Here is a 14,444-nt window from a genome sequence, read left to right as displayed (position 1 = left end):
AACAGGATTTTCCACCCTCGCCACTGCATTGTATCCTAAAAAAAAATGAGCACTTTTTCCGCAATAACACGTACCTTATTGCTGATTTATGAATACGGATTATACTATCAACCCGTTAGGCGATCATTCCCTGATCATAGAATGGTCACAGGAGATCTCAGCTGCGGTTCACGACAAGGTCATGAACGTGTATAATCACCTGATTACCATGCAGCTGCCATACATTCTTGATATCATTCCTGCTTACGCCTCTCTTACAATCGTATATGATATACTGTTAGTACGCCGTGAACAAAATAGTAATGCTTTTACGACCATTCAGTCATTAATAGCACCGGCACTGACAGCACCGCTTGTACACAGAGAACAGCACATTCGTCATTTAGAGATTCCTGTTTGCTATGATCCATCCTTAGGTCTGGATCTGGCTGCAATGGCGGCTCAGAAAGGCATCAGCGAAGCAGACATCATCGACCTGCACACTTCACAAACATATACCGTCTACATGCTGGGTTTCCTCCCGGGTTTCCCTTATATGGGCAAGGTAGACGATCGCCTGGCTACGCCAAGGCAAAAAAAGCCCCGCGTAAACATTTCGGCGGGCAGTGTCGGCATTGCCGGGGGGCAAACCGGCATCTACCCATTATCATCTCCAGGGGGCTGGAACATCATCGGACGAACACCTGTGAAAATGTTTGACGCATCACTGGATTCCCCCTGCTATTGTCATCCCGGCGATGAGGTTAAATTCATACCTATCTCGCTGCGTGAATTCCATAAAATGATATAAATGATACAGGTTATCCAACAGGGCTTACTGGATACAATACAGGATGGGGGCAGATATGGCTACCAGCATCTGGGCATAAACCCGGGTGGTGCCATGGACAGGGCTGCTATGTATGTGGCCAACATTCTCGTAGGCAACGATCCGGAAGCTGCTGTTATAGAGTTACATTTTCCTGCAGCTGTTTTGCTTTTTGAAGAAGATACACTGATCGCACTCTCGGGTGGCGATTTTGGAGCCATGGTGAATGAACAGCCACTGGATATCAATCAACCTATCTGGATTTCCCAGTTATCGATCCTCCGATTTACAAAACCAGTCTCTGGCGCACGTTGCTATATTGCCATCAGGGGTGGATTGAATAATGCACCCTGGCTAGGTAGTCATAGTACCCATCTCAAAGCGGGTGCCGGTGGCTTTGAAGGCCGTAAACTACAAAAGAATGACCGCATACCGGTCAATCATGTAGATGAAGATATCGACAAGGCATTGCATCAGAAATACCTGCACACGACACAATTAGGTACCCCCTTACCCTGGCGGGCGGATGTGCGGGATCTGTATTCGGATGGCAGCGTGATCAGGGTGGTGACAAGTCTGGAATATCCTGTACTGACACCTGCATCGCAATCCCTGTTAACCTCCCATTTCTTTACCTTGTCAGAACAGTGTGACAGAATGGGCTATCGGCTAAAGGGGCCGGCATTACAGATGATACACGAAGAAGAACGGCTCTCGGCCGGCATTACCAGGGGTACCGTACAACTATTACCAGATGGCCACCTGATCATACTCATGGCCGATCATCAGACTACAGGGGGCTATCCCCGCATCGCACACGTAGTTAGTGCAGATCTTCCTATCCTTGCGCAATTACTACCACATAGCAAAATTACTTTCCAGATTATACCACATGACGAAGCCGAAGAACTGCTGATCAAAGCAGAACAACACTTGCATTTTCTCCAAAATGCCTGTAACTTACGATGGCAGGAATGGCTGCAACACAACCATCATTAAATATGTACATCGACCTTAACTGTGATATGGGCGAAGGTATGCCTACCGATGCCGAAATTATGCCTTACATCAGCAGTGCCAATATTGCCTGTGGCTTTCATGCCGGAGATAGAGTCACCATGGAACAAACCGTGGGCCTGGCTTTACAGCATAAAGTGGCTGTTGGTGCACACCCGGGTTTCGATGACAAAGCGAATTTTGGCAGAACAGAACAACACCTTTCTGATGCTGCCATTTATGACCTCATCACCACACAAATACACAGTTTACAGGAAGTATGTAATACATTGGGTGCCACCCTGCAACATGTAAAACCACATGGTGCACTTTATAATATGGCAGCCAGGGATGAACACCTATCAACCATTATCGCACAGGCTATCCGGGATACCAATCCGGCGCTCTGTTTGTTTGGACTGGCTAATAGCTGGCTCATAAAGGCAGCGGCAGAAATGGGCCTTAAAACAGCCAGTGAAGTGTTTGCAGACAGAACCTACCAGGAAGATGGCTCCCTTACACCACGCAGTCAGCCCAATGCCCTGATAGAAAATGAAGCAGCTGCACTGGCGCAGGTAATACAAATGGTGACAAAGCAGGAAGTGACTGCGCTCAGCGGAAAAATAGTACCACTCCGGGCTGAAACTATTTGCCTGCATGGAGATGGGGCACATGCGGTAGCATTTGCAAAAGCTGTACATCAGACCTTATCAGGCATACAAAACATTTGAATAAACAAGGCAGCTCCATTACAAAGACGTCAGAGCTTAATAAGCATCAACACATTTGAATAAACAAGGCTGGTCCATTGCAAAAATGTCGAAGCTTAATAAGCATCAACAGGCTTGAATAAATAATGCACATCCATTGCAAAATTGGTGCATCAAACCTTAATTAGAATCAATACGCTTGAATAAACAACGTACTTCCATTTTATTGGGTGCCGCTTTTTTAATGGCGACATCTGCTATAGGTCCGGGTTTCCTGACCCAAACCACCGTTTTTACCCAACAACATGCTGCTGCTTTTGCCTTTGCAATACTGGTGTCAATATTATTGGATATTGGTGCACAGCTAAATATCTGGCGCATCCTGACAGTGAGTCATTCCCGGGCACAGGACCTGGCAAATGCCTTGTTACCAGGCCTGGGATATTTCCTGGCATTGCTGGTAGTATTAGGTGGCCTGGTATTCAATATTGCGAATATTGGTGGCTGTGGATTAGGCTTGCAGGCATTGTTTGGATTAGATACATTGTATGGTGCTATATTGAGTGGTGTGATGGCGCTCTTTATCTTCTGGATGAAGGAAGCAGGAAATGCCATGGATCAGTTTACCCGTTACCTGGGCATATTAATGGTATTACTCACCCTATACGTAGCAGTGAGTTCTCAGCCGCCTGTTGTAGATGCCTTGCGGCAAATGGTTTGGCCGGATCGTATAGATACAAAATCTATCATCACATTAGTAGGTGGTACCGTCGGTGGATATATCAGTTTTGCAGGGGCACATCGCCTGCTGGATGCAGGTATTGGTGGACCCGCAGCTATACCACAGGTAAACCAGAGTGCAACAAAAGGTATCCTGATCACCGGGGTGATGCGGATCTTATTATTCCTGGCAGCATTGGGTGTGGTGACAAAAGGTGTACAACTGGATAGCGGAAACCCTGCCGCGGCGGTGTTCAGAAGTGCTGCGGGAGAAATTGGTTACCGTTTCTTTGGTATGGTGATGTGGAGTGCGGCAATCACCTCAGTAGTAGGTGCTGCATATACCTCCGTATCTTTCTTAAAAACATTTCATCCATTAATAGCGAAAAATGAAAAATGGTTTATCACCTTTTTCATTGTATGCAGTACGGTGATCTTTGCAGTACTGGGTAACCCGGTTCAGTTGCTTATCATAGCAGGCGCCTTGAATGGATTGATCTTACCGGTGGCATTGGCCGTAATGTTGCTGGCAGCTTATAATAAACGATTAGTACAAGGCTATAGTCATCCAAAGATATTGTCATTGATAGGCTGGATAGTAGTAGTGATCATGAGTTGGCTGAGTATCCTCACGCTGAAACAATGGTTGGTCTGACAGGCCAGGTCATTGCTTGACTGAAGCGGTGATTGATCTGCTGATTGATTAATAGAATATGCGCTCGCTAAATAAGTGTTTTTTAAATAGAGTTTCTACGTTATGAATAAACGAATGCTGTGGGTAGCATCAGGCATCATTTCCCTGATTGTATTATTATCCCAATGTATCACACAACCGCCGCAAGACCTTAGAGGGCCAGCATATGCCGGTGCCAACACCTGCATCAGTTGCCATCAGAATATTTACAATCATTATGCTCAAACTACACATTTTAAAACAAGCAGTACCAAAATATTAGGCACTTTTCCTGGTACCTTTACCTATGATGATAGTACCCGTGTCGAAATGCTGGAAACGGATAGCGGCAGGGTACAGGGTGGACATTTATTCCATTTATCAGTAGGTTCAGGCAGGCATGCACAAACTTATTTATACTGGAACAATGAGAACTATTACCAGTTGCCGGTCTCTTATTATGTCAGTGCAGGGCATTGGGCGAATAGTCCGGGTTTCCCTACTTCACATCCTAAATTCGACAGGCAGATTCCCAGTACCTGTTTCGGTTGTCACAGTTCAGCAGTAGGCATAAAAAGTGTGACGATGAAGGGGCGTGGAATAAATGAAACCTTTGAAAAGGGAAAGATCATTTACGGCATAGATTGCGAACGTTGTCATGGGCCGGCAGCAGAACATGTAGCTTATCATGCTGCGCATCCTGAAGAAAAGCAGGCCATGCATATAACGGCCGTGCGATCACTGGACAATCAGCAGCAACTGGATATGTGTGCACTGTGTCATTCAGGATTAAAAACACCTCAGAAAGGGCTCTTTGAGTATAAACCGGGTGATGCTTATAATGATTATTTCTTCCCAGATATCAGCGGACCTTCAAAACCATCGCAATTGGATATTCACGGTACGCAATACCAGTTATTCACAGCAAGCCGGTGTTTTAAACAAAGCCGGCAAATGAATTGTACAAGCTGTCATGATCCGCATCAGGATGAGGCAAATAACTTAGTGGCATTTTCAAAAAAGTGTATGCAATGCCATACCCAACAACCTTCTCCGGCTTGTAAATTTGATAAGATGGCCGTGCTGAATTGTGTGGATTGCCATATGCCGAAATTGCCTTCATCAAAGATTGTATTGTCTGGTGCTTATTACCTGCGCACCCATTTGATTGGTATTTATAAACAATAACTTAACACAGGGCATTCAACTGGATTTTTAACTTTGTCAGGATGTTAAGAAGAACCTTATTCAAAAGAATGGGCGGCCTGTTGCTGGCGCCTGCCCTGCCACTGAGCAGTATGGCGGCCTCAAAGGCTGCTCCCGCCCTGCGTATAGCGCATCTTACAGATATACATTTGAAAGACAAGTTTGACGCGCCACGTCATTTACGCGATTGTTTACATCATGTACAATCGCAAAAACCCGCTGTCGATTTTATATTGAATGGAGGTGATCTGGTATTTGATATGAATAAAGAAGATCTGGCTACAAATGAAGCACAGTGGAAATTGGTGAAAAATGTGTTTAAATCAGAATCTAGTTTGCCGATGTATTCAGTGTTGGGCAATCATGATATCTGGTGGAAGGAGAAGAATGAAAAAGAATACGCATTGCATCAGCTGGAGATGGCGAAGCCTTATTATAGTTTTGTAAAAGGTGGATGGAAGTTTATTTGTCTGGATAGCGTGCATCTGGATATTGACAATACCTGGTATATTGGAAAACTGGGGGAAGAGCAGTTTAGTTGGCTGGAGAATGAATTGAATAAAACAGATAAAAGCATGCCAGTATGCGTGCTTTCACATATCCCCATACTGACTGCCACCTTAATGATCGAGGATAATATCGTCAATAAATGGACAATGTTAGGAGGTGATATGCATACAGATACTGCTTCGATAATTAGTTTGTTTTATAAGCATCCGAATGTAAAATTGTGTTTGAGCGGGCATATACATCTGAGAGATAAAGTGGTGTATAATAATGTGACTTATATCTGCAATGGTGCGGTGAGTGGTGCGTGGTGGGAAGGGAATAGGAGGGAGACGCCGCCGGGTTATGGGGTGATTGACTTGTACGCGGATGGTTCCTTTACAGAACAATATGTAAACTATTAAAAAAGGGGCGGTGCCACTTATGTGTCAACTATATAAAAACTGGCAGAATAAGCAGGTTCCGTCATCTGTATGAAGTACCATAAATTCAGTATATAACACCATTCCCCCAATAGGAGGAGCCCGACCTTTGATGTGCTAAATCATTCACAATGAAAGTTTTCATCACAGGAATTAATGGATATATCGGGGGAACAATTGCCAATTTGTTAATCAACAAAGGCTACGAGGTCACAGGGCTGGTCCGCCGCCCTGAATTGCTTGCCCCATTGTCCGCAATGGGTATCAAAGCCATTGCAGGTACTATCGACAACGCAGCTTTATTACAATCAGCCGCAGTTGCTGCTGATGCCGTTATTCACACTGCTTCCCATATCGACCCATATAGTCTCGAAGTACTGCTGCATACACTGAAAGGTACTGGCAAGACATTGATTCACACCTCTGGTTCCAGCATATTAGGAAGAAAAGAATATGGCGCCGCTTCCAGCTTTATTTACACAGAAGATGATCCCCTGCTGCCACGAATAGAAAGGATTGCCTGGACGGGGATCAATAACCATGTTTTACAGGCTGCGACTACAGGCATTCGTACGATCGTGATTATTCCGACCATGGTGTATGGAATAGGTAGGGGGTTGCACAAAGAGAGTATTCAGCTTCCATTGCTTTGGAAAATCGCCCGGGAAAAAGGGCAGGGAATTTATGTGGAAAAGGGAGAAAGCATATGGTCCAATGTACATGTAGCAGACCTGGCAGAATTGTATTTAAAAGCATTGGAAAACGCCCCTGCAGGTAGTGCATTTTATGCAGAGAACGGCGAAGCCAGCTTTAAAGAAATAGCAGCAGCGATGAGTGCAAAATTAGGTGTCAGTCAAACCCTATCCCTTTCTATGGATGAAGCGATCGGCATTTTTGGCCCTGACATGAGCCATTACGGACTTGCTTCCAACAGCAGGGCTTCTTCCGAAAAAGCCCGCCGCATCTTAGGCTGGCAACCGTCAATAAATGGTATCTTTGATCATATCAAAAATGAGATCAGTTAAGCATAAAATACCTGTTATTAACGGCAGAAATTTCCGGGATAAATATTTTTATCCTGTGGATACGCGCACGGATACAGGCAAGTTTGAAATTCACAGGCGGGAAGATGAGGGCTACCGTTGTCAGCCGATGATTACAGCGAACAGACTGGATTTCTACATGGTGGTATTAGTGACAGGAGGGGAGGGAATCAAAACATTTGGTACCAAACAATATTACATCCGCAAAGGAATGTTATGCTTTATTTCACCGGGAATGGTGACCAATTGGGAGTCTGTTGTAGATGAGCACCAGGGTTATATCATTACATTTGATGCGCATATACTGCCTCGTCTGCATACATATCCCTTCTTCCAGCTGGATGGTTGTCCGGTTATCCAATTGAATGCAGAACAGCAGGCGGATTTTCATCATTACTTTCAGGAGATAGAAAAAGAATATAAAGCGGGTCAGCTGGAATTAATAAAGGCTTTTCTGACAGTTGTTTTTCTAAAAGCGCAACAGTTATACACAGCAACGGAACAGGGTGCAGGGAGTAATGCTGCCATTCGGCTGACCGCAGCATTTACTTTTTTAATTGATAAAGATTTTGAACAAAAATTGGCTACTTATGCTGGCTTGCTGAATGTGACGCAAAATCATCTGAATGATACGGTGAAGGCCGTGACAGGCAAAACACCCGGCACACATATCCACGAAAGGATGGTGAAAGAAGCCGCGCAGTTATTGGTTCATACAGAGTTGACAATTGCGGAGATCTGTTATCGCTTAAATTTTTCAGATCAATCCTATTTTATTCGTTTCTTCAAAAAATACACAGGTTTTACACCTGGCCAATACAGGAGCAATACGAAAGGTTTATAAAGCATCTCCTGGAAAATCTTCCAGTTTCTTCGACACCGGCATCTCAGTTTCGTCAATGGCCCAAACAGCCATGGCGTATAGAACAGGTCTTAGCGCATGCCCTGAAGCCGTCAGGCTGTAATGCACAACCGGGGGGATATTTTCCGTAGCATCTCTTATGATGAGGGCATCTGTTTCCAGTTGTTTCAATTGCTGAATGAGCACTTTCTCGCTGATGCCGGGAATGTTTTTCTTCAGTTCATGGTATCGTTTCTTCCCTGATAATAACTGAAAGAGAATAATGGGTTTCCAATATCCACCAATCTTTTCCATCACATAAGTGACAGGGCATTCCTGGAATACCGTTTTTTTATTTTCCTGAATGGTCGAGCTTTCTTTTACAGCAGTCATAGCTACTTACTTTAGGGTAAGTTCTTCTTTTAGGTTCTACACAAAGGTAGCTTTGCTGCAGTAAAATATCAAGACATGAAAATTACACTCACAGGTTCATTAGGAAATATCGGGAAGCCGCTGGCAATTGCATTAATCACTGCAGGGCACGAAGTGACAATCATTAGTAGCAATGAAGACAGGAAAGCGGCGATAAAAAATATAGGAGCAATTCCTGCAATCGGCGATATACAGGATGTAGAATTTTTGACGACGGCATTCAAAGGCGCTGACGTATTATATACCATGATTCCTCCCAATTTCAGTGTCCCTGATTACAGGGCTTACAGTGCAGGGATCGGGCAAGTTTATGCGCAGGCAATACAGGCAGCGGGTGTTGCCAATATTGTAAATTTAAGCAGCATGGGCGCGCATCTCAGTGAAGGAACCGGGTTGACACTAGGTGCTTATGAAGTAGCAAAAGCACTTAATAAAATTCCTGGGGTGATCATCAAACACCTGGCGGCACCTTATATTTTCACGAACCTCTATGGCAATATTTCCATGATACGGCATATGGGATTTTTAGGTGCCAATTATGATGCAAATACAAGACTGGTAATGGTACATCCATTAGATATTGCAGATGCGGTAGCGGCTGCAATTCAGACACCTTTTGTAGAAAATGAAACTAACTATGTAGTCAGTGATGATCGTACTACTGGCGAGGTTGCAGCAGCTATCGGAAAGGCAATCGGTCAGCCGGAACTGTCATGGATGGCTTTTACGGATGAGCAGGCATTGGCAGGTATTATGCAAAGTGGTGTGCGGGAGGAAATCGCAAAACTATTGGTGGAAGTAGGTATAGCGGTACGAAAAGGTGTCCTGTGGATGCCTTATGGAAAGAAGAAGGGTACCCGTAATCTGGAAATATTTGCTGAAGAATTCGCTACCCGCTATCAACAAAATTAACCGTACATAGCGCTATATAAGACCTGATATTAATATATTTTTATATTACGAAAATATATTATCTTGTGGATCGCTATGAGATATACATTATTTATCCTTGGTATAACCCTGGGTTTTATTGCTTGTAAAACCTCTGTTGCCAGTATACCAGAATCTGAAATTGAAACCGCCACCGAATCCGCGCCCCTTGTAACAGAGCCTGATTCTGTAGGTACCTTTGAAGCATTGGATACGGCTTTGAGTTTTGCCGGGATATGGGTGAATGAAGGATATGTAAATGACCTGCATATTACTCAGTCTCCCCGTCTTTGCAGAGCGGACAGTATCAGTTGTATCGATATCCCGGCGCGTACATTGATGGTGACCCGGTATATTAGTGGTTTTCATGATGGAGCCGGAGATATAGTCGTTGTGAAGAACGGCGATCAGTATCTTTTTACAACACCTGATCTTACCAAAAAGAATGTGGATACGATTCAGGTACTTTCACCTACGAGGATTAAAATTCGCAATACCTATCTATATAAATTAGGGAAGGGAGATGTGAATAAATCTGACTGGGGAATATTGGAAGAGTTATTATTCAGTGGTACCTATCATTTTGAAGATGGAAAGAAGGTGGTATTCGGAGAAAATGACACGATCATAGGGATGGACATTTTTAAAAGGTATACGCCTGTCATCGATGCTTTGGCGGAGGAAGTGGAAAATGATGTGGACTACATCGAATTCCAGACATCTGCGGATAAAAAGGAGACATATGGATATAAGTTTTTCATGGATACCTTAACGATCTATAAAACCAAATGTCTTCAGCAAAATGCCAGAACGCATGCATGTACCTTCGAAACCTATGGAGAGAAGATGTATACTTTGATAAAGGAGAAGTAATCATAAACTTATAAAAAAGAAAAGGGTGTCTCATCAGAGGCACCCTTTTCTCTTAGAACACCAGTTTTCCAGACCTGATATCATCCGTCATCCCGTGATAAGGCGCCACTGCAATCACTTTCTCATTATTCACCCCTTCATTCTTTGCAAAAGTGATCGTTGCAAATTCCGGTACTACATACTTAGGATAAGTCTCATACTTCAACCTTGATTCTTCCATCACATGGATAAAATCATTCTGGAAACAAACAGTTATCTCCGGATGTTCATGTACCCATTTCGGAAAGAAGATTACCCCATGCAGTTTATTTTGCCCCGGCATAAAGTTCACACAGACATCCGTTCCTGTCGGCTCTGTCCAGGATATCTTATATACATCATCTGCGAGCTGTACAAGATCCACTTGCTGATTTCTTACCCATCTACCGCCTACCATACCGCTATGTATTCTATAGTCAATCGTATTTTCATTCTTTACATACAGTTCATATTCCCAGCCATTATCGTATGTATAGATAAAGTGAGAGCCGATAAATTCTTTCATAATTAATAATTTAATACAAAATTACATCACTTTCGGATGGGCTTTTTTAAGTAAAAAGTCAAAGTTTCGCTCGTTTACGCCAATCCGGTATCTTTGTAGTATGGCATTATCATTTGACCACGTTTATCTGGATGTCCAAAGGTTCCGCTTAGGTGCCTATTGCAGTACATCGGAGAAAGGAGAGATTGCTACGCCTTTTCACTCGCATAATAAGGGACAGTTTATATATGCTGAAAAAGGAACCTTGCACATCGCTACTGCTGATAGGCAATATTTTTTGCCGGTAGATCATTTTATATGGATTCCCCGGGGCGTCACTCACAGGATGTGGACAAACAATGCAAGTGTGCGGATGTTTACGATTTATTTCGATAACCAGCATATGGAAGATGATTTCTATCATGCTACCGGTGTATATATGGTTAATAATTTATTGCATGAAATGGTTCGCTTTGTTGTAAACTGGGAGGGGCATATTGGCAGGAATCAGTATGCTGCTTACCAGTTTTTGCAGGGATTGAAAGCAATCCTGCCGGGTGTGAGTAAAACAAGACAGTTACCACTATTAGGTTTTATAAAGCCGCGGGATGAGCGTTTGCTGGAAGTGATTGGTTATATGCGGAAACATCTTGATGAAAAACTGGAATTAGGACAGGTGGCAGGGAAATTTGGATTTAGTACCCGTTCATTGAGTCGTAGTTTTAATGCGGAGGGAACGAGTTTCATCGAGTATTTGCAGGCCCTGCGGATTATCCAGTCGATGGAGTTACTGGTAGAAAAAGATTTTTCAATAGGAAGGATTGCGGCTATGGTTGGGTATGATAGTATTACGGCATTTAGTCATACTTTCATGCGGTTTACAGGAATCAGGCCTTCTGCTTATACAAAAGGCTTATAGCTATTAACTATATAAAAGGAATACTTTTTCGTTTAATCGTTCAAATCTGAAAGAAAAACCTTCTCTTTTTGCCTTAAATAACGCTGTTTTAGGTGGAAATTTGATGAATTTTCCATCTCGCCACAGGCCAAAGCAAAATAATTTATTCACTCAAAAATGATCATTCAAAAATAATTTCAATCATTAATTACAAACCTTCACATTTAAATTTTATATACTATATTTGATCCTCTAATTTTAGCATATCGAAAGGCCTAATACGAACGTGAATTCTGAGACTATGAAATATACCATCCTTTTCGCATCAGCATTTATGCTAGTGACGAGTTGCCGACAACAGGCCCTGGATACTGCCAACGCCGACAGTACCTTCTCTCTTGAGTCTGCGCCTCCCATCGCAAGACAAGCCAATGATGCAAATGTGCTGAAAGTGTACGTCGAAAAAAACGGTACCATTTTCGCCAATGGCACTCAGGTCACCATCGATAAATTAGATAATCAATTAAAACAATTGAAAGAAAAAAACGGTATTGTCTGGTATTCCAGAGACAATCTCTCTGATGATCCTTCCCGCGAAGCAATGGCTGCCGTAAACATTATCCTGCAATATGAACTAAGCGTGAAGTTTTACGCTGATAAGAATTTTACCAAAGAGGCGAATTTTTAATTTTGGTGCCGGATAGAGGCACGAATTGATACGATAGACCAGGAGAAACTGTTAAAAGGTGTTAGTATTTGTGTTGTAAATCACACATGCATCGGTAAGGTTGATCCAGTGAAATAATTAATTTTTTGCCTGTCCTGCGTATCAGGTTAAAAAGCCTGATCAGGGAAAATTTCTAATGTCTGTCCGGGCGTATAAATCCTAACGCAAACGGCATACCTGCACCAAGCAAAGCACCCGTTGCCACATCAGTAGGATAATGTACCCCCAGGTACATCCTGGAATATCCAATCGCCGAAGCCCATACCATGGAAGGCGCTATGATGTACCACTTGGGATACGCCCTGGAGAGCGCCGTAGTAGCACTGAAAGCAGAAGATGTATGACCCGAAGGGAATGAATATGAGGTAGGTTCGTACACTGCTTTCAGTCTTACATTACTCACAAAAGGCCTTGGCCGTTTCACAATCACTTTTATCAAAGTATTGAACAGGAAAGTGGTGGCTGTACTACTTGCAATGTACAGTGCCTGCTGTTTCATATCAGGATCGTTTTTAATTAAGCCCGCTGTTAACACCACCACTGGTATTCCCACATCCACATAATCATTCATATTGGAAATAGTGCGCCACATCTTTGTTTGCCCTGGTGTACGGTGAGCCGCCAGGTCTTCGAGCACACGATCATCGAACTGTTGTAATTTGGATTGGGCAAATGTAACTGGCTGTAAAAAGATTAACAATGCCGGGATAATGTACCATTTCATGTGAACAAATGTACAATGAACAAGCAATACTTAAATGGAAAAAAGAAGCTGATGTATCATAAGTAAAATGAAACCCCTGAGAATCGCTTAAAAAAAATTTCTCTTCATCAGGGAACCCGAATAAAAACATTCACGAAAGAGGGAATTCGCCAACGGGTATGAAAACCATTTTCAAATAAAAGGAACTGTCTCGAAGTTTTGAGCCAGCCCCTTTTATTTTTAAAATCATTCGCAGTTCGCAATCCTTGGATTATCAGTCGATCCACAGGGGAAAAGATATTTACTCTGTGGAAAAGCCGCTACCGGATTGTCCGTCACTTCCAGCGGTGTCATGCCCTGTGGCAGGCTCACCTGTGCAGATGAACCATTCCCCAAAGCCGTATTTTTAGCATTTGCATTTCCATTAAAACTATAATCAATCATTGCATCCAGCAATCTATACTCTACATAATAGTCATAAGCATCATAAGCCGTTCTTGAACTGGGCAGATCATGTGCCGCTGTATAAGTATAGCCATTCACCACGCTTTGCTTTGCCAGGATATAATCCTTTTCTGAATCTGCAATATTGATATGTTTAAAAATGTCAATTGCCAACCGGTGATCATTCGTTACATCATCATTATACACCTCTGTAATCAACTTTGTATTGGAAGGGAAACTTTGTAACTGTGTAGCCGTAATATTATATGAATACCACTGTGCCATGGCGAAAATGAACCGCCCGTTTTCTCCCCAGCCATTCTCCACAAATCCTTTATACGCCATGGCAAAAGATGCACCGCCGCCAAATGAATGCCCCATAAATCCCACTTTCTTTGTATCAATAATAGCAGGATAGTCATTCACTGCTTTCAGAAAACTTTGCCACAGTGTATTATACCTTGAATCAACATTGACATTAGCACCCGTAGTAGGATAAGGCGCAAACACCACCGCATAACCCTTCTTCGCAATAAAATTGTACAGGCCTATATTATAAGAGACTTCCTCTCCACCATAGGGATGTGAATAAAAAATAACAGGTACCGGACCTTTAGCCTCTTTAGGATAAAACAGGGTCACCTTCTTACCGCTATAAGTAGGACTGTCAAAACTTACGCTGGCTACAGTATAGGAACCATCTGCTCCATATCCGCTGGCAGGTCTTGCAACAGGTCCTTCCAAATCATCATCAGGATAGTTTGCAGGGGTAGTGTCTGATTTTCTGCAGCTACAGCAGATCAGCATCAGGGCGATTACGAACATTCTCATGGTAGTAAATAATTATATGTAAAGAAAATAAAAATTTAAGAGAGAATATTAATAATCGGGGTAAAGCAGATTATTTATAAGGTGAAGCTGATAACAGGCGCCCTCAGCTAAATTTTTTCCTTTTGCGTAAATGAAATTCCGGATTCGAACTACAATC

Annotated in this window: 16 protein-coding genes; 12 read left to right on the top strand and 4 right to left on the bottom strand. The window is 42.9% G+C overall.

Annotation, left to right across the window (positions count from 1 at the left end):
• The first annotated feature begins 88 nt into the window (after positions 1–88).
• From pxpB to U0033_RS14245, 8 genes are all read left to right on the top strand, one after another.
• Positions 89–790, top strand: coding sequence for a 5-oxoprolinase subunit PxpB (pxpB, locus tag U0033_RS14280; RefSeq protein WP_072362584.1), 702 nt, complete (start codon positions 89–91; stop codon positions 788–790).
• The gene (locus U0033_RS14275; protein ID WP_072362583.1) at positions 791–1,807 is read left to right on the top strand and encodes a 5-oxoprolinase subunit C family protein; all 1,017 of its coding nucleotides are present in this window, start codon (positions 791–793) and stop codon (positions 1,805–1,807) included.
• 2 nt (positions 1,808–1,809) lie between these two features.
• The gene (locus tag U0033_RS14270; RefSeq protein ID WP_072362732.1) at positions 1,810–2,535 is read left to right on the top strand and encodes a 5-oxoprolinase subunit PxpA; all 726 of its coding nucleotides are present in this window, start codon (positions 1,810–1,812) and stop codon (positions 2,533–2,535) included.
• Between the two features lie 178 nt (positions 2,536–2,713).
• Positions 2,714–3,889 carry an NRAMP family divalent metal transporter gene (locus U0033_RS14265; protein ID WP_072362582.1) on the top strand — a complete coding sequence of 392 codons (1,176 nt, stop codon included), beginning with the start codon at positions 2,714–2,716 and terminating at the stop codon, positions 3,887–3,889.
• Positions 3,890–3,991: 102 nt separating this feature from the next.
• Entirely contained in the window at positions 3,992–5,095 is a 1,104-nt protein-coding gene (locus U0033_RS14260; RefSeq protein WP_083571586.1) for a multiheme c-type cytochrome, read from the top strand.
• 41 nt (positions 5,096–5,136) lie between these two features.
• On the top strand, positions 5,137–6,024 hold the full coding sequence (locus U0033_RS14255; protein ID WP_072362580.1) for a metallophosphoesterase family protein: 888 nt from the start codon (positions 5,137–5,139) through the stop codon (positions 6,022–6,024).
• A 149-nt stretch (positions 6,025–6,173) separates the two neighbouring features.
• Positions 6,174–7,067 (top strand): NAD-dependent epimerase/dehydratase family protein, encoded by an 894-nt coding sequence (locus U0033_RS14250; protein WP_072362579.1) that lies wholly within the window; start codon positions 6,174–6,176, stop codon positions 7,065–7,067.
• On the top strand, positions 7,054–7,929 hold the full coding sequence (locus U0033_RS14245; protein WP_072362578.1) for a helix-turn-helix domain-containing protein: 876 nt from the start codon (positions 7,054–7,056) through the stop codon (positions 7,927–7,929). The genes U0033_RS14250 and U0033_RS14245 overlap by 14 nt, the downstream gene beginning before the upstream one ends.
• Here U0033_RS14245 and U0033_RS14240 read toward each other — a convergent pair.
• The gene (locus U0033_RS14240) at positions 7,924–8,319 is read right to left on the bottom strand and encodes a winged helix-turn-helix transcriptional regulator (RefSeq protein WP_072362577.1); all 396 of its coding nucleotides are present in this window, start codon (positions 8,317–8,319) and stop codon (positions 7,924–7,926) included. The genes U0033_RS14245 and U0033_RS14240 overlap by 6 nt on opposite strands.
• A gap of 75 nt (positions 8,320–8,394) precedes the next feature.
• Here U0033_RS14240 and U0033_RS14235 point away from each other — a divergent pair, with 75 nt between their 5' ends.
• Together U0033_RS14235 and U0033_RS14230 are read left to right on the top strand one after the other, a co-directional pair.
• Positions 8,395–9,270: an NmrA family NAD(P)-binding protein gene (locus tag U0033_RS14235; RefSeq protein WP_072362576.1), complete on the top strand. Its 876-nt coding sequence runs from the start codon at positions 8,395–8,397 to the stop codon at positions 9,268–9,270.
• 75 nt (positions 9,271–9,345) lie between these two features.
• On the top strand, positions 9,346–10,161 hold the full coding sequence (locus tag U0033_RS14230) for a hypothetical protein (protein ID WP_072362575.1): 816 nt from the start codon (positions 9,346–9,348) through the stop codon (positions 10,159–10,161).
• 52 nt (positions 10,162–10,213) lie between these two features.
• Here U0033_RS14230 and U0033_RS14225 read toward each other — a convergent pair whose 3' ends face one another.
• Positions 10,214–10,705: a phenolic acid decarboxylase gene (locus U0033_RS14225; RefSeq protein WP_072362574.1), complete on the bottom strand. Its 492-nt coding sequence runs from the start codon at positions 10,703–10,705 to the stop codon at positions 10,214–10,216.
• 100 nt (positions 10,706–10,805) lie between these two features.
• On the opposite strand from U0033_RS14225, the gene U0033_RS14220 reads away from it, so the two are divergent.
• On the top strand, positions 10,806–11,603 hold the full coding sequence (locus tag U0033_RS14220; protein WP_072362573.1) for an AraC family transcriptional regulator: 798 nt from the start codon (positions 10,806–10,808) through the stop codon (positions 11,601–11,603).
• 280 nt (positions 11,604–11,883) lie between these two features.
• Positions 11,884–12,270: a hypothetical protein gene (locus tag U0033_RS14215; protein ID WP_072362572.1), complete on the top strand. Its 387-nt coding sequence runs from the start codon at positions 11,884–11,886 to the stop codon at positions 12,268–12,270.
• A gap of 172 nt (positions 12,271–12,442) precedes the next feature.
• Here U0033_RS14215 and U0033_RS14210 read toward each other — a convergent pair whose 3' ends face one another.
• Both U0033_RS14210 and U0033_RS14205 read right to left on the bottom strand, forming a co-directional pair.
• Positions 12,443–13,033: a phosphatase PAP2 family protein gene (locus tag U0033_RS14210; protein WP_072362571.1), complete on the bottom strand. Its 591-nt coding sequence runs from the start codon at positions 13,031–13,033 to the stop codon at positions 12,443–12,445.
• Between the two features lie 225 nt (positions 13,034–13,258).
• A complete protein-coding gene (locus U0033_RS14205; RefSeq protein WP_072362570.1) occupies positions 13,259–14,287 on the bottom strand; it encodes an alpha/beta hydrolase in 1,029 nt (342 codons plus the stop codon).
• Positions 14,288–14,444 lie beyond the last annotated feature (157 nt).

It is taken from the genome of Chitinophaga sancti (genome assembly GCF_034424315.1).
GTDB classification, from domain to species: Bacteria; Bacteroidota; Bacteroidia; order Chitinophagales; family Chitinophagaceae; genus Chitinophaga; species Chitinophaga sancti.
Note: the sequence above shows the minus strand (reverse complement) of the source record. Positions and strands in the feature narration are given on the sequence as shown.

What these genes read in the sequence shown, in the direction of transcription:
- U0033_RS14255 (WP_072362580.1), top strand. Translation starts at nt 5,137, where the DNA reads ATGTTAAGAAGAACCTTATTCAAAAGAATGGGCGGCCTGTTGCTGGCG.
- U0033_RS14220 (WP_072362573.1), top strand. Translation starts at nt 10,806, where the DNA reads ATGGCATTATCATTTGACCACGTTTATCTGGATGTCCAAAGGTTCCGC.
- U0033_RS14240 (WP_072362577.1), bottom strand. Translation starts at nt 8,319, where the DNA reads ATGACTGCTGTAAAAGAAAGCTCGACCATTCAGGAAAATAAAAAAACG.
- U0033_RS14250 (WP_072362579.1), top strand. Translation starts at nt 6,174, where the DNA reads ATGAAAGTTTTCATCACAGGAATTAATGGATATATCGGGGGAACAATT.
- U0033_RS14275 (WP_072362583.1), top strand. Translation starts at nt 791, where the DNA reads ATGATACAGGTTATCCAACAGGGCTTACTGGATACAATACAGGATGGG.
- U0033_RS14230 (WP_072362575.1), top strand. Translation starts at nt 9,346, where the DNA reads ATGAGATATACATTATTTATCCTTGGTATAACCCTGGGTTTTATTGCT.
- pxpB (WP_072362584.1), top strand. Translation starts at nt 89, where the DNA reads ATGAATACGGATTATACTATCAACCCGTTAGGCGATCATTCCCTGATC.
- U0033_RS14210 (WP_072362571.1), bottom strand. Translation starts at nt 13,033, where the DNA reads ATGAAATGGTACATTATCCCGGCATTGTTAATCTTTTTACAGCCAGTT.
- U0033_RS14215 (WP_072362572.1), top strand. Translation starts at nt 11,884, where the DNA reads ATGAAATATACCATCCTTTTCGCATCAGCATTTATGCTAGTGACGAGT.
- U0033_RS14260 (WP_083571586.1), top strand. Translation starts at nt 3,992, where the DNA reads ATGAATAAACGAATGCTGTGGGTAGCATCAGGCATCATTTCCCTGATT.
- U0033_RS14245 (WP_072362578.1), top strand. Translation starts at nt 7,054, where the DNA reads ATGAGATCAGTTAAGCATAAAATACCTGTTATTAACGGCAGAAATTTC.
- U0033_RS14270 (WP_072362732.1), top strand. Translation starts at nt 1,810, where the DNA reads ATGTACATCGACCTTAACTGTGATATGGGCGAAGGTATGCCTACCGAT.
- U0033_RS14235 (WP_072362576.1), top strand. Translation starts at nt 8,395, where the DNA reads ATGAAAATTACACTCACAGGTTCATTAGGAAATATCGGGAAGCCGCTG.
- U0033_RS14205 (WP_072362570.1), bottom strand. Translation starts at nt 14,287, where the DNA reads ATGAGAATGTTCGTAATCGCCCTGATGCTGATCTGCTGTAGCTGCAGA.
- U0033_RS14225 (WP_072362574.1), bottom strand. Translation starts at nt 10,705, where the DNA reads ATGAAAGAATTTATCGGCTCTCACTTTATCTATACATACGATAATGGC.